This window comes from Rhizobium sp. 01N48 (assembly GCF_056399145.1).
Genome location: NZ_JBFTQT010000011.1, coordinates 26098 through 44896, shown reverse-complemented (window position 1 = coordinate 44896; position 18799 = coordinate 26098). Strand labels below are relative to the sequence as shown.

General features: G+C 57.0%; 14 protein-coding genes. 6 read left to right on the top strand and 8 right to left on the bottom strand.

Annotation, left to right across the window (positions count from 1 at the left end):
• The first annotated feature begins 28 nt into the window (after window positions 1-28).
• Together AC1DOG_RS19580 and AC1DOG_RS19575 are read left to right on the top strand one after the other, a co-directional pair.
• The gene (locus AC1DOG_RS19580) at window positions 29-1390 is read left to right on the top strand and encodes a mandelate racemase/muconate lactonizing enzyme family protein (protein WP_113010529.1); all 1362 of its coding nucleotides are present in this window, start codon (window positions 29-31) and stop codon (window positions 1388-1390) included.
• A gap of 23 nt (window positions 1391-1413) precedes the next feature.
• Window positions 1414-2613, top strand: a complete 1200-nt coding sequence (locus tag AC1DOG_RS19575; protein WP_477930395.1) for a mandelate racemase/muconate lactonizing enzyme family protein — start codon at window positions 1414-1416, stop codon at window positions 2611-2613.
• A gap of 73 nt (window positions 2614-2686) precedes the next feature.
• Here AC1DOG_RS19575 and AC1DOG_RS19570 read toward each other — a convergent pair whose 3' ends face one another.
• From AC1DOG_RS19570 to AC1DOG_RS19535, 8 genes are all read right to left on the bottom strand, one after another.
• A complete protein-coding gene (locus AC1DOG_RS19570; protein ID WP_477930393.1) occupies window positions 2687-3673 on the bottom strand; it encodes an aldo/keto reductase in 987 nt (328 codons plus the stop codon).
• Window positions 3674-3896: 223 nt separating this feature from the next.
• Window positions 3897-5144: an arsenic transporter gene (locus AC1DOG_RS19565; RefSeq protein WP_477930391.1), complete on the bottom strand. Its 1248-nt coding sequence runs from the start codon at window positions 5142-5144 to the stop codon at window positions 3897-3899.
• Window positions 5145-5163: 19 nt separating this feature from the next.
• The gene (locus tag AC1DOG_RS19560) at window positions 5164-8301 is read right to left on the bottom strand and encodes an efflux RND transporter permease subunit (RefSeq protein WP_477930389.1); all 3138 of its coding nucleotides are present in this window, start codon (window positions 8299-8301) and stop codon (window positions 5164-5166) included.
• Entirely contained in the window at window positions 8298-9452 is a 1155-nt protein-coding gene (locus tag AC1DOG_RS19555; protein WP_477930387.1) for an efflux RND transporter periplasmic adaptor subunit, read from the bottom strand. The genes AC1DOG_RS19560 and AC1DOG_RS19555 overlap by 4 nt, the downstream gene beginning before the upstream one ends.
• A gap of 5 nt (window positions 9453-9457) precedes the next feature.
• On the bottom strand, window positions 9458-9979 hold the full coding sequence (locus AC1DOG_RS19550) for a hypothetical protein (protein ID WP_477930385.1): 522 nt from the start codon (window positions 9977-9979) through the stop codon (window positions 9458-9460).
• A 700-nt stretch (window positions 9980-10679) separates the two neighbouring features.
• Window positions 10680-11519 carry a TIGR01459 family HAD-type hydrolase gene (locus AC1DOG_RS19545; RefSeq protein WP_477930383.1) on the bottom strand — a complete coding sequence of 280 codons (840 nt, stop codon included), beginning with the start codon at window positions 11517-11519 and terminating at the stop codon, window positions 10680-10682.
• Window positions 11512-12789: an FGGY-family carbohydrate kinase gene (locus AC1DOG_RS19540; protein WP_477930381.1), complete on the bottom strand. Its 1278-nt coding sequence runs from the start codon at window positions 12787-12789 to the stop codon at window positions 11512-11514. Before AC1DOG_RS19540 ends, AC1DOG_RS19545 begins: the two co-directional genes overlap by 8 nt.
• Window positions 12786-13868: a class II aldolase/adducin family protein gene (locus tag AC1DOG_RS19535; protein WP_477930379.1), complete on the bottom strand. Its 1083-nt coding sequence runs from the start codon at window positions 13866-13868 to the stop codon at window positions 12786-12788. The genes AC1DOG_RS19540 and AC1DOG_RS19535 overlap by 4 nt, the downstream gene beginning before the upstream one ends.
• A 178-nt stretch (window positions 13869-14046) precedes the next feature.
• On the opposite strand from AC1DOG_RS19535, the gene AC1DOG_RS19530 reads away from it, so the two are divergent.
• Genes AC1DOG_RS19530 through AC1DOG_RS19515 form a run of 4 tightly spaced genes read left to right on the top strand, consistent with a single transcriptional unit; the run spans window position 14047 to window position 18785 of the window.
• A complete protein-coding gene (locus tag AC1DOG_RS19530) occupies window positions 14047-14826 on the top strand; it encodes a DeoR/GlpR family DNA-binding transcription regulator (protein WP_112941229.1) in 780 nt (259 codons plus the stop codon).
• A complete protein-coding gene (locus AC1DOG_RS19525) occupies window positions 14823-16229 on the top strand; it encodes an FGGY-family carbohydrate kinase (protein ID WP_477930377.1) in 1407 nt (468 codons plus the stop codon). The genes AC1DOG_RS19530 and AC1DOG_RS19525 overlap by 4 nt, the downstream gene beginning before the upstream one ends.
• A complete protein-coding gene (locus AC1DOG_RS19520; protein ID WP_113010520.1) occupies window positions 16226-17770 on the top strand; it encodes a sugar ABC transporter ATP-binding protein in 1545 nt (514 codons plus the stop codon). Before AC1DOG_RS19525 ends, AC1DOG_RS19520 begins: the two co-directional genes overlap by 4 nt.
• Before the next feature lie 31 nt (window positions 17771-17801).
• Window positions 17802-18785 (top strand): ABC transporter permease subunit, encoded by a 984-nt coding sequence (locus AC1DOG_RS19515; protein ID WP_477930374.1) that lies wholly within the window; start codon window positions 17802-17804, stop codon window positions 18783-18785.
• The last annotated feature ends 14 nt before the right edge of the window (window positions 18786-18799 follow it).

The following is an 18799-nucleotide window of genomic DNA, read 5'->3' as shown; positions in this document are numbered from 1 at the left end:
GTCTGCCGATCAGAACGAGGATCATATCATGCGAGAGGCATATGAAGCCGAAGCAGCGCTCAATCGTGTTAACTCAAATTCCAAACCTTCCGAACTGCGTATCACCGATATGCGTGTCGCAGAAATTGTCGGCGCGCCATTCAGTTCTGCGCTCCTGAAGATCTATACCAACCAGGGGATCGTCGGCCTGGGGGAGGTGCGAGACGGTGCCAGTGCGACTTACGCCTTGATGTTGAAGAGCCGATTGCTGGGAGAAAACCCCTGCGACATCGACCGCCTTTTTCGTCGCATCAAGCAGTTTGGCGGGCATGGACGGCAGGGTGGCGGTGTTTCGGCCGTGGAGATTGCCTTGTGGGATCTTGCTGGCAAAGCTTATGGCGTGCCGATTTACCAGATGCTTGGCGGCAAGTTCCGAGAAAAGATCCGTGTCTACTGCGATACGGATGCGACCGTTCCAAGCGGCACGGAGACCGGCAAGCGTCTGAAGCAGCGCATGGACCTTGGTTTTACGTTCCTTAAAATGGACCTGGGGCTTATGCAGATCGCAGATGTGCCAGGAGCGGTGGTATTTCCCGCAGGATCACTTGAAGGCTATCGCAACGATCCAACCCGCGGTCCGCTGAAAACGATCGACGAGCGGCGCATGCGCAATGCGTCCTACGATCTCCATAATGTCCAGCATCCGTTCACCGGGCTCCACTTCACCGACAAGGGCCTCGATCTTCTCGAGCAATATATTGCCGAGGTCCGTGAAGTGATTGGAATGGACGTGCCGCTGGCGATTGACCACATCGGCCATATCTCGATGCAAAATGGCATTCGCCTCGCGCGGCGCATCGAGAAATACGTGCCGGCCTGGCTTGAGGATGTTATCCCATGGCAATTTTCTAAGCAGTATCGACAGTTGCAGGATGCGACCACCGTGCCGATTTGCACGGGCGAGGATATTTATCTGAAAGAGGGCTTTGAGCCTCTGCTGAGAAGCGGCGGGGTTTCAGTCATCCACCCTGACCTCCTCACTAGTGGGGGAATTCTCGAGACCAAGAAAATTGGCGACATGGCGCAAGATCACGGTGTTGCAATGGCGATCCACATGGCCGAGAGCCCGATCGCAGCGATGGCGGCTGCGCATGTTGCGACAGCGACTGAGAATTTCATGGCGCTTGAGTACCACTCCGCCGACGTTGACTGGTGGGACGATATTGTCGCCGGGCTTCCCAAGCCACTGGTAAAGGATGGCTTCATCACGGTAACGGACAAGCCGGGCCTGGGAATAGATGATGTCGTCGACGAGGTGATATCGCGCCATTTGCAGCCGGGCGTTTCCGGCATCTGGGAGCCGACTGACCGCTGGGATGACGAGTATTCCTGGGACCGCACCTGGAGCTGAAGCAGGAGCAGAGAGGAAAGAAGATGAAGATCACCGATCTACGCTGTGCCGTTATCGGCAGACATCCAATCGTGCGTATTGTTACCGACGAAGGTCTCTACGGACTGGGTGAAGTCGAATTCACCAAGTCTTATCTCAAGCCATGGGTTCTGCATTTTCGCGACGCGCTTGTCGGTGAGGACCCGACCGATGTCGAGCGCGTGATGCTCAAAATCCGCCAGCGCGGCTCGTTTAAACCCTATGGTGCGGCGGTCAGCGCGATCGAACACGCGCTATGGGACATTGCCGGCAAAGCCGCCGGCGTTCCAGTTTACAAACTGCTTGGCGGCAAGGTGCGAGATAAGGTGCGGGTCTATAATGGCTCGATCCGACGCAAACGGACAGGCGACCGACCGGAAGACTACGCAGCCGACGTCAAGTGGATGATAGAGCAGCCGCAAAACTTCTTCATGGTCAAGCAGGGCATTTCCTTTCACTCGAACATGAAGGATACGATCGACGACTTTCATTATGGCGTCACGCAGAAAAAGGCAGGCTACCACGGCGCCATGGATCAAGGCGTGATTAGCGAGCGCGGTTTCAATCACATGCTCGACTGCGTCATCGCAATGAAGGAAGTTCTCGGCGACAAGGTTAGCCTCGCGCTCGATTGCGGACCGGGATGGATGTTGCCGGACGCGATCAAGTTCGCTCGAGCGGTCGAAAAGTACAATCTGATGTGGCTCGAGGACATGCTGACCGGCGACTACGTGCCTTGGGTCAACCCTCAGGCATACCGGGAACTAACGACCTCCACCTCGACCCCCATCCACACCGGGGAGCAAATCTATCTGCGTCACAACTTCAAAGAGTTGATCGAAACCCAGGCAGTGCGCGTAATCGGACCCGATCCCGCTGATATCGGCGGTATTGCAGAGCTCAAGTGGGTCGCTGAACACGCTTATATGCATTCGATTTTGATGGCACCTCACGGCACCGCGAACGGTCTGCTAGGCCTTGGCGCCTTGATCAATGTCTGTGCGACGCTGCCCGCAAATTACGTGGCTTTTGAATACCCATCGGCATCCGACCCGTGGTGGGAGGATCTGGTGATCGGGTTGCCGGCGCAGATCGTCAAAGACAGCATGGTCGACGTCCTCGAAGCGCCAGGCCTCGGCGTCGACATCGATGCAGAAGCGGCGAGGAAATACCTCGCGGAAGAAGACGCCAATTTCTTTGGTTAGAGCCTTTGACCGGGCCTCGCTTGCAATCAAGTTGATGTCGCCAATCGAGGAGCGTGGCTCTTCCCCGCAGCCATCATCTTTGGGCTTGCGGTCGAGGTGCCGTCGCGTAGCGGTCGCCACGAGGCGTTATCGTCGAGAACACGTCATCGATCTTGTCCATCTCCTCCTGGGAAAATTCAATCGCTGCCGCCGCGACATTTTCCTCAATCCGGTGGATCTTCGTCGTTCCTGGAATTGGAACGATCCACGGTTTGCGAGCCAGAAGCCACGCGATCGCGATCTGTGCGGCCGTGGAATTTTTCTCTTTCGCGACTGATTGAATCGCATCGATGATAGGCTGGTTTGCCGCGCGGTTTGCGGGCGCAAGATACGGATTGGTCTTGCGTTGATCGTTCGGAGCATCGAAGTTCGTGCTCTCACCCATCGTTCCCGAAAGAAAGCCGCGCCCAAGTGGGCTGTATGCAACAAACCCGATGCTCAGTTCCTCCACTGTCGATAGAACACTGTCCTCGGGCTTTCGCCACCATAGTGAGTACTCGCTTTGCAGTACTGCGACCGACTGCACGGCGTGTGCGAGCCGGATTGACTGGTCATCCGCTTCCGAAAGGCCAAAATGCAAAACCTTGCCTTCCTCAATTAGGTCGCGAACCGCTCCGGCTACGTCAGGCATCGGTACATCCGGATCAACGCGGTGCTGATAAAGAATGTCGATCCTGTCGGTCTTCAACCTAAACAGAGAGGCCTCGACCATTCGGCGAATACTTTGCGGGCGACTGTCGAGGCCATTACCGGGACGGCCGTCCCTAAAGCCAAACTTGGTCGCAATCACAACGTCGTCGCGAATTGGTTCGAGTGCTTCTCCCACGATCGCCTCGTTCGTGAAAGGACCATAGATCTCGGCCGTGTCGAAAAGCGTGATGCCACCGTCGAATGCGGCTCTGAGAAGAGAAACCGCGTCTTCGTTGTTCAAGGCGGGTCCGCGATGGTGATTTAACCCCATGCAGCCGAGGCCGATCGCGGAAACTTCTGGACCGGATCCGCCAAGTTTGCGCTTCTGCAACATTCTCTCCCACCAACCGGAGACACGCTTAGCCCTCTCTGGCGGGGCATCCCACGAGTCCTATTCGACTATCCCAGCAAGGACATAGTCCGCGACCAGGAAATGGCAATCATCGACCTCGTTTACTGACAGCTTTCCTCGATCAGGCACTTCCTGCGACTATCTCCGGGAGGCTCTGCAAGGTTCAAGCATTGTGTTCTAAGCGGCGCGCGCAATCCCGTCTTCAAAGCAGAGCCAATGCAACGATAAGGGACGTCACCATCACCACGATCCCGATTTTCAGGAATGAGAGCGCGCTCACATGGATCCCCTCGCGCCTGAGAGCCGCTAGCCACAAAATTGTCGCCAAGGATCCCGTTACCGAAAGGTTCGGTCCAAGATCAACGCCGATAAGCACTGCACCTGCCACCCGATCAGAAACCTGCGCCAGGCCGACGGCACCACCCGCGAACAGCCCAGCGGGAAGGTTGTTGACGACATTCGATAAAAACGCCACTCCAACTCCTGCGAATGCAATCGCACGTGCTTCGGAATGAGCACTCAGAGATCGTAGCTCCTGCGCGAGCAGTGCTGTTGCGCCTGTCTGGTTTATCGCCTCCACGACAACAAAAAGTCCCGCTACCAACGGTATAACGCTCCAGCTAATTTCACGGATGATGTGAAGTGGACTTTGCCGGACAACGGAAAACACAATCAGCGTTGTGATTGTGCCCGCAATGAATGTGGGCATGCCCAAGTCCAGATGTGCGGCCGACGCCCCAAGAAGGATGATGGCGGTAATGGCCAACCCTGCGCCGGCGAGGGCAGCCGGGAGCGAAAGTTCGGGGCGGGGAACATCTATGGCCAACGTCTCGCAAGTGAGCGTCCTACGCTGGGTCAGGTAAAGCGCCACAAATGTCATGATGATCGCTCCGATCGAAGGCGCGAGAAACGTTGTCATCCAGCGTCCAAGCGACGGCATCTCGCCGCCGGCGAAAATGACGAGATTCGCCGGATTGGATATCGGCAGGACGAAGCTCGCTGCGTTGGCGATAAACGCGCAGACCAGAAGGTATGGAAGGGGATTATTGACCTTGGCCGCACGGCAGGCGGCGTAGACGGCGGGCGTCAGCACCACCGCCGTCGCGTCGTTGGACAATAGCGCTGTGACGATTACGCCAACGACATAAATTAGGAGAAACAGCCTTTTTGGCGAGCCTTTGGCATAAGACGTAGCGATCGCCGCAACCCAATCGAAAAGGCCCTCCTTGCGCGCAAGTTCTGACAGCAACATCATGCCGATCAGAAAAAGATAGACGTCGGTTCCCTTCGTAACGCCCGTCCAGACCTCGCCAGGCTTTAGGACGCCAAGGCCAAGAATCGAGACTGCACCTGCAACTGCCCATATCGCCTCTGGAAGCCGGAAAGGGCGCACGACGACACCAGTTGCCGTCGCGGCCGCGATTGCAAACGTATAGACCGATGAGTTCATCTTGTTTCCGATTGGAAATTCAGGCCGCCTGCTGGGCGGGTGTCGGGTCGGGGTGGGGTCTCTTTGATTGGCGGAGGCCATCAAGCAAGAGGTATATGACCGGGGTCGTATAAAGGGTAAGCAATTGGCTTACCAGAAGGCCGCCGACAATCGCATAACCGAGCGGTTGCCTCAGCTCAGACCCTGCTCCATGTCCAATGGCAAGCGGCAGCCCCCCAAGCAGTGCCGCCATTGTGGTCATCAGGATCGGTCTAAAACGCATTTGAGCTGCTTGGACAATTGCCTCCTCGCTGCCGTGGCCATTCCGTTCCGCCTGTATGGCGAAATCAACGAGCATGATGCCGTTCTTCTTGACGATCCCGATCAGCAAAATGACCCCAATCATCGCGACCAGCCCAAAATCAAACCCCGCCAGATACAGAGCAAGCAAAGCTCCTAGACCAGCGGATGGGAGGGTGGAAAGGATGGTGAGCGGGTGGATCAGGCTTTCATAGAGAACGCCAAGAATGATGTATACGACGATGAGGGATGCAAGGATCAAGAGCGGCACGGTCCCGAGGGAATCCTTGAATGCCTTTGCACTTCCCGAAAAACTCGTCTGTAACGAGGCCGGCGGATGCATTTCGGCCACCGTGGCTTCAATTGCCTTTGTTGCCTCTCCCAGAGCGACATTGGAAGCAAGATTGAACGAGATCGTGACGGATGGAGACTGCCCCTGATGAGAGATGGAGACGGGTGAAACGCCATCAGTCGACCATTTAGCGACGACGGAAAGCGGCACTAGCGTGCCGTTGCTTGCTCGAACTGAGAGCCGATCCAATGTCGCGATGTCGCGCTGCAGGCTTGGAAGAACCTCGAGGATCACCCGAAACGTGTCGGTCTGGGTCGAATAGGACGCCACCTGACGTTGCCCAAAGGCGTCATAAAGCGTGTCGTCGATCGTTGAGGGAAGCACGCCGTAAAGGGTTGCGGCCGCGCGATCGATTTTGATCGAGAGGTTGGGAGCCTCCGCCTGCTGATCACTGCCGACGTCGCGCAATTCCCCAAGGCTCTGAAGTCGGCTCGTTACTTTCGACGCCCATTCGCCAAGCTCGGCTATATCGCCGTCCTGCAGGGTAAACTGGTATTGGGTCTTGGCCGGCCGCGCGCCGATATTGATATCCTGGGCGGATTGCATGAACAGCTTGATGCCCTGCTGGGCGTTGAGCGCGGTCCCAAGCCGATCAATGACTTGCTTGGCGCTCGCATCGCGCTCTTCAAGCGGTTTCAGTGTAATGTTGACGTGGCCCTGGTTGAGAGCATTGCCACCATTGCCGCCGCCGATATCCATGAAGACCGAATAGACCGCGGGATCTTTCATGACGATTGCGCTGACCCGCTCCTGCAGCTTTGCCATTTCGGCAAACGAAATGTCGGGCGAAGCCTGGGACAATCCGCCGATGAAACCAGTATCCTGTTCCGGGAAAAAACCTTTGGGAACGATGGAGAATAGATACGCTGTCGCGGCAAGGGTGGCGATGAACAAAGCAAGCGTCAGCAGGCGATGACGGATGAAAGGCCTTAGTGATCTGATATAGCCCGCCGTCAGCCTCTCGAAAAACACCTCGCCCACGCGGTAGAACCATCCTTGTTGCGACCGCTCGATCGGGCGGATGAATTTCGCGGCCAGCATCGGCGTGAGCGTAAGCGAAACGAGCGCGGATATGATGATGGCGATCGTCAGCGTCAATGCGAATTCGCGAAACAGTCGTCCGACAATGCCGCCCATCAAGAGGATCGGGATCAGCACTGCAATCAAGGATAGGCTTATCGATATGATGGTGAAGCCGATTTCGCGAGCTCCCTGCCTTGCCGCGACATTCGGCTCGACACCGTCCTCGATATGGCGCGTTATGTTTTCGAGCATGACAATCGCGTCGTCGACGACAAAGCCAACAGCGACAACCAGTGCCATTAGCGACAGGTTGTCCAAGCTGAAGCCCAAAACCCACATGGGAGCGAGAGAACCAACAAGTGCTATCGGCAGGGTCACTGCGGGTATGATCGTTGCCCTTAAACTCCTCAGGAAGAGGAAAATAACGACGACGACGAGGCCAATGGTCAGCATCAAGGTGAACTGAACATCGTCCACCGAAGCACGGATCGTTGTCGTGCGGTCGGTCACCAGCTCCAGCTTGATGGACTTTGGCAACGAGGCCTGCAAGGAAGGGAGCTGTTCCTTGACGGCGTTTACAACGGCAATGACGTTTGCGCCTGGCTGGCGAAAGACATCGAGCGCGATGCCTCGCTCGCCATTTGTCCAATGCGCCATTTTATTGTTTTCGGCGCCGTCTACAGCCTGACCGATATCACGAATGCGGACCGGACCGCCGTTCCTGTAAGCGATCACAGCGTCGTTCCATTCAGCGCTGTTGCCGATCTGGTCGTTTGTGTAAATCGGGAAGGTTCGCGTCGGATCGTCAATATTGCCCTTGGGCGCGCTAAGGCTGAGGTCGCCGATCGCGGTTCTAACGTCCTCAAGGGTCACATCGGCCTGAGCCAGTCTACCAGGATCAACCGCGATGCGAATTGCCGGTTTTTGCTTGCCGCCGATATTGACGAACGCGACTCCAGACACCTGGCCAATTTTCGAAGCAACATTTCGCTCGATGTATTCGTCAAGTTCGGGCAGCGTGAGGACGTCAGAACTTGCCGAGAGTTGCATGATGGGGGCGTCGGCGGGATTCGCCTTATGAACCGTCGGCAGGGACGTCATGTCTTTGGGCAGTTGTCCGGCCGCTTCGCTGATCGCGGTCTGAACATCGCTTGCCGCGGTCTGAATATCTTGGTCGAGCCCGAACTGCACGGTGATCGAGCTTGTGCCAAGCGAGCTGTTAGAGGTCATTTCGCTAATGCCCGATACCCTCGACAAGGCATTCTCAATTGGCTGCGCGACGCTAGCAGCCATCGTTTCGGGCGAGGCTCCAGGAAGATTAGCCTCTATCTGTATGGTCGGAAAATCAATCTGCGGCAGGGCTGAGACCGGCATGAAGGGATAGCAGATCGCTCCAACGAGGAAGATCCCGCTCATGATCAAGCCGGTCGCGACCGGGTGAGCGATGAAAAAATCGAACAAGCCGCCGGCACGTCGTTCCCCAACGTTCTTGTCCATGCTCATGGGGTCGCCCCTCCTACAAGCTCACCAGCGGGCGAGCCGCTCCAAGGCGTCACTTTAACCAAAGCACCATCTCCGATGCGCGATTGCCCGTCCATGACGACCTGCTCGCCCTCGCCAATTCCTTCGCTCACCAAAGCCATGGCGTCGGTGACAAACGCTGTCTTGACCGTGCGGCGTACAACCTTTCCATCTGCTCCGACGATGTAGGCATAAAGACCATCGCGCCCACGCGCGACGGCTTTGTCAGGGACAACAATACCGCTGCGCTTTTCGACCGTTAGTCGCGTGGCGACCGGAAGACCGGGCCAAAGAGCGTTCCCAGAATTGTCAAAGTTGGCTTTGAGATGAATGGAACCATTGGAGGCATCGACGGAGTTGTCGAGCGTTGTAAGGCGACCGTCGGCCAGGATCGTTTTGCCGTCGGTGCTGGTCAGCTTGACGGCGGCGATGCCTTTACTTAGCGCATTGCGGATCTCACCGAACCGGTCACCCGGAGCAACAAACTCGACACCGATAGGATCCATCTGCGTGATAGTGACGACGCCGTTAGTGGAGGCGGCGCTTATAACCGAGCCGACGTCAACCTGACGAAAGCCGGCTCGACCGGAGAGCGGTGCGGAGATGGTAGCAAAACCGAGCTGCGTTTCTGCGCTTTCTATGAGCGCTTCGTCATATTGAACGGCTGCGGCTGACTGCTCGCTAGCGGCGGTCTTCTGCTCTAGGGTAGATGCAGAGGCGACGCCTTTCTCGGCCAGCGCTGCATAACGCTGCGATTCCGTTCGTGCGCTGTTCAGCTGCGCCTCGTCCTGGGCCTTTTTGGCTCGTGCAGAGGCAAGTGAAGACAGCAACTCGCGGTCGTCGAGCTTGAGAAGAATACTTCCTTTCTCTACAATTTGCCCCTCGTCGAAAGATATGTCGACGACCTGGCCGTCGATACGTGGCCTGACCGTAACGGATTGCAGCGGCGCGACCGTGCCGATGCCATTAATCACGCGATCGAGTACCGCCTTGCGCGCTATGACGGCGGTCACCGGTATCGCTGGCGGTTCATTGGCCAATAGCGGCCCAGCGGTGACAACCAAAATGCTGGCACTCACAAGCGCCCAGACAAGCTTACCCGTTGCAAGCGGTTTAACCAGTGGTTTGATCATGCCCGCTACTCCGTGAAAGTCGCCGAATAACGCGCATCGGTAAATTTGGTTTCACTGGTGAGCGCTACTCCTTTAGGCTGGCAATCGACGATGCAATTTGCGTTGTGCATCGCGCATTGGTCCACACCTGCCACCAGACTGGGGTGTGGGCGCAGATCGCCGGTTGTGCCATCGTGGTCAACTGTGTAGCGTTCGTCTTCGTCACTCGCGGGCCCTGTCTCGATCAGAGCGCGTCCAGCTTCGTCCTGGATGATGAGCCTATTGCGAGACATCTCACCTATTATGTTGCTGATCATCACTATGCCACGGCCATATCTGAGGCTGGAAATCGACGTCGCGGCCAAAGGCGCAAGCGCTATGTAGGTGCGCTTGGATTTTTGTGCTGCTGCGCGACCGGTTGCATCCATTGCAAGGAGCGGAAAAGCTGCGATGCCGTATGCGCAGAGATGAGTGGCGGCTCCCGCCGTTTTTTCCTTCCTTAATATCCTCGGTGCGGGTGTATGGGTGGGGGCCTGTTCGAGCGACATTGCTTTTCCCGTGTGTTATGAACCCAAGACGATGACATGCGTGGTTCGACTGGGCCTGAACGTGGCGGTTCAGTTTCGGTTAAGCAAAGCTGGCCCCGTACCAGTTGAAGACTAACCTGCATTAGGATTGGAAAAATGCGAGTAATCTTCTTCAGCCGACGTCGGTCTTCCGGGTGGCGCTGGTGCAAGACGGCGATCCGAGAGGTTCGCGGGCATTTCTATTGAGGACGACGATATCCTCCGTTGAGATGCTCGGAGGATCGCAAGAGATGCAACGAAGCGGGCATACAGGGGCGCTCATGACGCAAAGCGCGGTCGGAACCGGTCTGATTTCGATCTACAGCTCCACTCTGACCGGCTGTCATTGTGGCAGAGGAGTTTCAGGAAGGCGTCGCACACGCGTGTTCGATCGCGTTCACATCGCGGCGAACATTGCCGGTAGAGCAGCCAGTGGATCTTGATGGTGACATCATGAACTTAATGCGGTCTCGAGGCATTTCTCCGCCGACATGGCGCCTACCGTATATCATATTGCGTTGCTAAACGAGATCGTTGAGGTCTATGGCGTGACTGCGGCAGCTGTGGCTGTCGCTTGGATCGCTTGCCATTTCGCTAACGTCGCCGAGTGGACCGCTATCGCGGCCAAGGCTGCGGGATACGTCGTCCCGTAGAGAGGCGGGCGACTAACCACGAGAGATCGTTAGAGCGTAAATTGGTTTATAACGAAGTCTGGATGGGCGGACAGGGTTCCCGATAGCGCGGCTAGATCGTTTTCGGTCATCTCAGCCAAAATGCCCGTTCGGACTAGTGCTGAAGGTATACTTGCCATCTGTGCGCCGAGAATGTCGTGTTCCAAGCTATCGCCAATACACAAGACACCGCTGCGATCGGTAACACCTGCGACACGCAAGGCATGATCGTAAATCTCCGGATATGGTTTGCCAAGCCAACGCACGTCGCCACCAAGTTCCTCGTAGAGCTTTGCAATGCTTCCGGCTCCCGGTGCGATCCGTCCTCCATTCAGTTTGTGGATGTCGGGATTTGTGCAGTAGCAGGGTATCTGTCGTTCAGCAGCGGGACGAAGAATTGTTCGGTATTCATCCATCGAGATACGCTCTGCTTCACTACCCGAAATGATAACGACGTCGGCATCGCGAGCGGTATCTGAAGACACCAGGCCTAGACGGTCAGCCAGATTGCTATCTCCGCCGCTCGAAACAGTGAAGCAGCGTGCGGATTTCGTCAAAGGCGAGTTAGCGCGCGAGAGAAGCTCAAACGCGACATCGCCAGACGTGACGAAGTGCTCGAAGCTGTTCGCCGCAAAGCCAAGCCTGATCAGGCGCTCGGAATTGTAGTCGCCGCTTCGACCTGAATTAGAAAGGATTATGATCCGCTTTCCATGCGATGCCAGCGTCGACAATGCGGAGATGGCGCCTTCGTAGGGTCCGACGTCGTCGCGAAGTACGCCGAATTGATCAACGAAGAACACATCATAAGCCTGCGCCAACGCTGCGAGGTCGGTTCGAGACGGGCTAAACATGCTCACCTCTATTAGCTAGAACAAGTGCGGCGGCTCCGACAGCCGCCTCAACGGATATCGCGGGCAATGGCTCGATCCCCATTGCGCGGGCTCTCATGGCACTCCAAACTGGATTTCGTGCGCCGCCTCCCACCGTGCGTAGGCTGCTCAACGTCGGGGAACCCAGTTCACGCAAGCGATCGTAACCCAGGCGCTCGATATCCGTCATTCCCTCGAGCAGCGCCTGAAGGAAAGTGGCATCATCGGTAGGCCGGGGCTCGAGCCTTGGCAAATAGTGGGGATCGTTTATTGGAAAACGCTCGCCTGGCCTAAGAAGCGGGTAGAGACCTAAACCCAGTGGCTGGTCGGGATTGATTGTGCCTGTCAGGTCTGCCAGGCGCTCATCGCCGATCAACGCACGCAAAACGTTCCCGCCGCTGTTTGATGCGCCGCCGACCAGCCAGAAGTCGCCCACCCTGTGTGAGTAGACCCCGTACGCCGGTGCATTGATCGGTCGATCGGATGCCAACTTCAGCACGATCGTCGAACCAAGCGCCGTGACAGCGTCACCAACGACGGATGCTCCGGTGGCCAGAAACGATGCGCATCCGTCAGTAGTACCTGCGTGATACCAAGCAGTTTCCGGAACACCCAGTTGACGGAGATATCCTGATACTCGGGCAACTCTCGTGCCCGCCCGGTAAACTTGAGGCAGTCTCGTGGTGTCCATGCCGGCCGTTTCGATCCAGGCTGGCCAGTCCTGCGAGTCGAGGTCGAAGCCTGACTTGAGCGCGTTGTTTTCATCGCTGATCCGCCCGGGGCATCCCAGCTTCATGAGGATCCAATCCGCCTGGTGTACCACGGCGTCAACGTCTCGCTTGCGCGATAGGTAAATGGCGCGGGCCAAGCCGGAATTTGCCCCGATCGCCGTTGCGCCCGGAGGAGCGTGTTTTGAGATGCGGTTGACGATCTCGGCGTCAGGGCACGGCTCATTGTACATGAGCACCGATCCTGTAGCCTCGTTCGAAGCGTCCAACGAAAGAACAGAGCCGGATGTCCCGTCAACGGCGATACCCTTGACGGCACTGAGATTTGTTCCTGCAGCGAGGTGCTCGATCGCCTCTTTCACCCTAAGCCACCAGGCAGCCGGTTGCCGCAGTTCTTCATCGGATCTGAATGGCGCTGCGGCGAACGCCACAGAGTTACCAGCGGCGTCTACCGCAGCGGCACGAGCGCCAGATGTTCCGATATCGATTCCGATGGCGGCGGCTGGTCCGGAATTCGCTGTCACGCTCTCTGCCTCGCCGATCCACGATCTAGCGCCTGTCGATATTGCTCGGCTTCCCAGTTGGTCAGCTCGTATTCATCGCTTTCGGACAGGTAGACCACATTGCTTTCACTGGGGATGCGGCCAACCACCTCGGCCAAGCAGCGTGCCATCACTTCACCGCCAGCGGTCAATGAGCTCGACAATAGAATGCCTTTGTCTGGGACAATCAACATCTTCGGCACGTCTCGGCCCTCGTTGTGCAAGGCAGCTTGGAAATCTGCCGCGCTTTGGCCGTCCTGCAGCACGCCGATCTCGGTTCCGAGGAAGATCACATGGTCGGGATACAGGGATCCCCCCAAGGCGATTGCCCGGTTGACCTCGGACAATGCGACCGCATGACTGTCGTGGTCTCGCGCAGGATGGAATCCGGATCCTTCGGCAATAGCGTCGAGTGTCGCGAGATCGGGGCTGATCGTCTCGCGTGTGACCCCAGCCAGTGCTTTCGTAACGCGTTCAATCCTGTCCGCAACTTCCTCGAGGGTGTCACCACATACGATGATCCCGTGATTGAACAGAATCAAGACATCCGGTCGAGACGCAGCCGCCTTTTCGATTTCCTTCGCCAACGGGGTTCCGGGGCGTCGGTAGGGGATGGTCACCCATGTGAGGTCCTCAACGGTCCGCATCCGATGCGCTAACTCAATGTCGCGGTTCTCAAGAACTGCGAGTGCGATGGCATTGACACAGTGATAGTGCGCAACGACGGGGTTTTTGATCGCTGCGTGGAAGCTTGTCTCGATGGAAGGCCTGAGCCCGCTAGAGTTCAGCTCGCTTACTATGAAATCTGTTGATTTTTCCGCGCGGGGGTCTCCGTCCCGTAATGCAGAGACGAGTGGGTCCACAACCACTGGAACCATAATGTCCTCGGCCTCGGCTTTGGCGAGCCAAGTGCCAGAAGCCTTCACCCACATGACACCATCATCTTTGATCGACGTGTTTCCACCAGCGCCTTGGGTCTTCAGGATGTCGCTTCCGATCTCGCTGGAAAGCCGGAGGAACCCCTTGAACACGTTCGTTTCCCTTAGGTCTGGTCGATCCATGAATGCCTCCTCCTGACGATTGTCGCCCAGTGATGAGCGAACTCTGGCTCAACCATATAAATGTGATCGAATATCGTCAACGGTGAAGATTTTACATCTTTGTATGTTGCGATTGCTGATTGTGTGTGATTATAGTTCGTCAAAGACGTTAGGGAGAAACGTCAGTGGAGGCATATAGTTGAACGATTCCGATCGCCATCGCCTGATCACGGAGATGCTTCAAGAGAGGCCGTTCGCATCTGTGCGCGACCTTCAGGAGCGGCTCGGTGTTTCTCCAGCAACGATCCGACGTGACATCGACAAACTCGATGAAATTGGCGTCGCCCGAAAAGTATATGGTGGTATCTCCGCGAACGAGTCGGCTGCTTCTGGTCGCCTGTCAGCGCGGCCATACGATGAGAACCGCGACATCGCGGTTGATGCCAAGCGCGCCATTGCCGAGAAAGCTGCGAGCCTGGTGCGGGACGGAGACTCGATCATCGTTCACGCGGGTTCAACATGCTACCAGTTGGGACTGCAGTTGGCCCGGCGCAATGTCCGCCTCTATACTAATTCCATGCCGCTTGCTGCCTATCTAGGTGAGCACGGCACTTGCAGCCTGATCCTGGCTGGCGGCGTGCTGTATAGAGAGCCTGGTATCATCCACGATGCGTCGGCCGGCGCGCCGGACTTCTTCGCCTCCCGCTTCTTCCTCGGCACGCAGGGTATTAGCGGCGAAGGGCTTTTAGAGTCGCATCCGCTTTTGACCAAGGCGATCGGTGAACTGAGCAGTTGCGCGGACGAGATCGTCTTGCTGGCGGATAGCCGGAAGCTTTCCATTCAGCCTCGCAACCTTGTCCTGCCGCTTTCACGTATTGGGACGATCGTCACCGATGACGGCTTGTCGGATGCCGGCGCGAAAATGCTCGAAGACGCGGGGATCACGATCATGATCGCAGCGGTCGGGGGGCAGGGATGACCTCTGGAACCGCTGTTGCTGTCTTCGATCTGGGCAAGACGAACTCGAAGCTGTTCGTGTTCGGCGCGGATGGAACGATACTTGCACAATCCAGGACAAAGCCGGGCTGGAGCGAGCGCGACGGGATTCGTGTGCTCGATGATGAAGCGCTCTTTGAATGGATGACGAACGCATTGCTGCGCGCTGTTGACGATCACGCGGTCGGGCACGTCATGTTTTCCGGACATGGGTGTACCTTTGCGCTCGTCCACGATGACCATCTGACGCATCCGATCCTCGACTATGAGCAAGAGCCGCCGGAGATGCTTACGCAGCGCATCGACATGTTGGCTCCAGCTTTCAGTGAGACCTATTCGCCCAAACTCCCCCTCGGGTTCAACTACGGCCGGCACATTCTCTGGTTGGAGGCGGCCAAGCCGGAAAGCCTCGGGAGAGCCGACGCGATCCTGGCATATCCGCAATACTGGTCCTGGAAATTTTCCGGCAGCAAGGTGTCGGAAGTCTCCTACATCGGTTGCCACTCTCATCTCTGGGCACCTCTGAACGAAGACTTTAGTAGCTTGGTAGACCGTCAGGGCTGGCGAGAGAAGATGCCGGCGTTTGTACGCGCGGGTGCTGCTATCGGAAATTGGCGAAGCCCGCTCCAAGGTGATAACCGCACCCAAGTCCAAGTCCATAATGGCGTCCACGACAGCAATTCGGCGCTCTACTATTATCGCTCGGTCGGGTTCGACGACTTCACGCTCGTGTCAACCGGGACATGGGTCGTCATCTTCAATGCGGCTTGCCCGTTGGATGCCCTCGATGAGCATCGTGACATGCTGGCCAATGTTACCGTCGATGGACAAGCTGCCCCTACAATCCGTTTCATGGGCGGAAGAGAGTACGAGCTTGCGAGCGGCGGTTGGAATAAGCCCGTTAGTGTTGATGCACTGTCGCAAGTGATTGCAAAGGGCGTCTTCGGTCTGCCGTCTTTTGCCCCAGGTGGTCCGATGCAGGGGTTCAACGGCCGCTTGGTAGGGCCGCTTGTCGAGGGTGAGGAACGGGCAGCTGCCGCACTTCTCTACGTCACCTTGATGACAGACTTGTGCCTCGATCTGATAAGGTCGGAAAATTCGATCGTCATTGACGGCGGCCTGGTGAAAACAGGTTTGTTTGCCGCGCTTCTCGCTGAGCTCCGTCCCTCGCAGGACATTTACTCAAGCGCGACCGCTGAGGGAAGCGCATTCGGGGCGGCTGCGCTCGTCTTCGAAACCGTCGGGCAATCTCCATTCAGAAACGAAACGACACGGGCAGAACCAATGCCGCTCTTCGGGCTTGAGGCCTATCGCAAAGCTTGGAGATCATTGATCGAGATCGAAAAGGCTGAGGTGGTGCGGCCACGCAAGGAGTTTCACGCATGACAACTGGAGGGAACACGGAGCGCGCTCCTGTACTTGAGATGCGCAACATCAGCAAGACTTTCGGGAGCACCAAGGCTCTGACCAAGGTGTCGCTCACGGTCTACCCGGGAGAAGTTCATGCTCTGATGGGGGAAAATGGCGCTGGAAAGTCAACGCTAATGAAGGTCCTGTCCGGGGCATATACGGCTGATCCAGGTGGCGCTGTTCTCGTGGATGGCAAGCCGATCGTGGCAGGAGATCCGCTTAAGGCCAAGGCAAACGGTATCTCAGTGATCTATCAGGAACTGTCGCTCGCCCCTAACCTCACCGTTGCCCAGAACATGTTTCTCGGAACAGAACCTTCTCGCTATGGTGTCGTGGACAAAGCTGAGGCCCGCAGTCGTGTTGAGCCAATCCTCAAGCAGCTCGGCATTTCGTTCGCGCCGTCGCAACTTGTCGCCGCTCTCTCTTTGGGTGAGCGCCAAATGGTCGAGATCGCACGTGCTTTGACGACCAACGCGAAGATCATCGTGATGGATGAACCGACAACTTCACTGACGTCGAGGGAGACTGAACGGCTGTTTGAGGTGATCGCCGGCCTGAAGGCGCGGGGGATTGCTATTATCTATATCAGCCATCGCATGGAAGAGATCTACGCGCTAGCTGACCGGGTGAGCGTGCTGCGCGATAGCGCGTATGTCGGCACGCTTGATCGCAATGATTTGTCCGCCGAAAAGCTCGTGGCAATGATGGTGGGTCGCGATCTGTCGTCCTTCTACAAAAAGGAACACCGTGCACCTCTACAGGCGGCCAAGACTGTCTTGGCCGTCAAGGACATGGGCGATGGTCGCCGCGTGCATGGCTGCTCCTTCGATGCAAAGGCTGGCGAGGTCTTGGGTATCGCTGGCCTTGTCGGCTCAGGTCGAACCGAGCTCGCGCGGCTTATTTTTGGAGCAGACAGCAAGACATCTGGAACAGTGACCCTCGACGGGCGAGAGCTAACCATCGGTGGACCACGTGACGCCATGGATGCCGGGATTGCTTACCTGACCGAGGATCGAAAGGGGCTTGGGCTCTTCCTCGATTTAACGATTAACGAGAACATCAACATCGGCGTTATCGGCAAGGATGCGGGTCGCGGAGGCATACTGAACTTCGCTGCTGCAAAGGAGCGTGCCACCCGGGCTATCAAGTCACTCTCCATTCGTACGCTGAGCGCAAGCATAAACGTCGGAGCGTTATCGGGTGGCAACCAGCAGAAAGCTCTTATCGCGCGTCTTCTCGAGACCAAACCCAGGGTCATCATCTTTGATGAGCCGACGCGTGGCGTCGACGTCGGTGCCAAATCGGAAATCTACCGGATTATCGACGAACTCGCGCAAAGCGGGATTGCCATCGTGGTGATTTCGAGCGACCTGCCCGAGATCATCGGCATTGCCGACCGTGTGCTTGTCATGCGCGAAGGCCGCATCGCTGGCGAGATTCATGCAACGCCCGATCACCCGATAAGCCAAGAGGCCGTTATGGCCTTCTCCACGGGATCGGCATCCAAAGTAGCCTGAGGCCTGAAACCATAGACGACGGGATTACATCATGACCTCTACATCGACCGATCACGCAAACGCCAGCAAGGCAAAATTTAGGTCGACATTGACCGCACTTGGGATGCTGCCCGTTCTTGTTATTCTGGCAATCGGTTTCCATCTTTTGAGTGGCCGCTTTCTCAGTGTGAACAATCTTTCGATCGTCACTCAGCAGGCCTCGATCAACACGGTGCTTGCCGCGGGCATGACTTTCGTGATCCTGACCGGCGGTATCGACTTGTCGGTCGGCTCGATCCTGGCAGCATCCGCAATGGTCGGTGTCATCGTTTCGCTTTATCCCGAGATCGGGATGCTAGGTATCCCCGCGGCGATTGGCGTGGGCCTTGCATGCGGCGTAGTCAACGGTGTCATCATCTCGTTTCTAAAGCTGCCACCGTTCATCGTGACGCTCGGCTCGCTGACGGCGATGCGTGGCGTAGCCCGGTTACTCGGTAACGACACGACGGTCTTCAACGCCGACCTCCCGTTCGATTTCATCGGCAACGGCTCTCTTTTCGGAATTCCGTGGCTCGCGATCATCGCGCTCGCCACCATTGTAATCTCCTGGTTCATTCTGAAGCGAACCGTACTCGGCACTTGGATCTACGCAGTGGGCGGCAACGTCGAAGCCGCACGGTTGACGGGCATCAAGGTGCCACTCGTCCTACTCTTTGTCTACTCGATGTCTGGGCTTCTCTCGGGCGTCGGTGGAGTGATGTCCGCGGCCCGCCTTTATGCGGCAAACGGCCTGCAGCTCGGTCAGGCTTACGAACTGGACGCGATCGCAGCGGTTATCCTTGGGGGTACCAGCTTCGTCGGCGGTGTCGGCTCGATATGGGGCACGCTGATCGGGGCTCTGATTATCGCAGTGCTGTCGAACGGTCTCATCCTCGTCGGGGTCTCCGACATCTGGCAGTACATCATCAAGGGACTTGTCATCATCGTTGCTGTGGCGCTCGACCGCTATCGGCTGAAAGGGCTTAGCCGCACATGAGGTGCGGCTCAAGA

What these genes read in the sequence shown, in the direction of transcription:
- AC1DOG_RS19520 (WP_113010520.1), top strand. Translation starts at nt 16,226, where the DNA reads ATGACAACTGGAGGGAACACGGAGCGCGCTCCTGTACTTGAGATGCGC.
- AC1DOG_RS19560 (WP_477930389.1), bottom strand. Translation starts at nt 8,301, where the DNA reads ATGAGCATGGACAAGAACGTTGGGGAACGACGTGCCGGCGGCTTGTTC.
- AC1DOG_RS19575 (WP_477930395.1), top strand. Translation starts at nt 1,414, where the DNA reads ATGAAGATCACCGATCTACGCTGTGCCGTTATCGGCAGACATCCAATC.
- AC1DOG_RS19535 (WP_477930379.1), bottom strand. Translation starts at nt 13,868, where the DNA reads ATGGATCGACCAGACCTAAGGGAAACGAACGTGTTCAAGGGGTTCCTC.
- AC1DOG_RS19565 (WP_477930391.1), bottom strand. Translation starts at nt 5,144, where the DNA reads ATGAACTCATCGGTCTATACGTTTGCAATCGCGGCCGCGACGGCAACT.
- AC1DOG_RS19580 (WP_113010529.1), top strand. Translation starts at nt 29, where the DNA reads ATGCGAGAGGCATATGAAGCCGAAGCAGCGCTCAATCGTGTTAACTCA.
- AC1DOG_RS19555 (WP_477930387.1), bottom strand. Translation starts at nt 9,452, where the DNA reads ATGATCAAACCACTGGTTAAACCGCTTGCAACGGGTAAGCTTGTCTGG.
- AC1DOG_RS19550 (WP_477930385.1), bottom strand. Translation starts at nt 9,979, where the DNA reads ATGTCGCTCGAACAGGCCCCCACCCATACACCCGCACCGAGGATATTA.
- AC1DOG_RS19515 (WP_477930374.1), top strand. Translation starts at nt 17,802, where the DNA reads ATGACCTCTACATCGACCGATCACGCAAACGCCAGCAAGGCAAAATTT.
- AC1DOG_RS19525 (WP_477930377.1), top strand. Translation starts at nt 14,823, where the DNA reads ATGACCTCTGGAACCGCTGTTGCTGTCTTCGATCTGGGCAAGACGAAC.
- AC1DOG_RS19545 (WP_477930383.1), bottom strand. Translation starts at nt 11,519, where the DNA reads ATGTTTAGCCCGTCTCGAACCGACCTCGCAGCGTTGGCGCAGGCTTAT.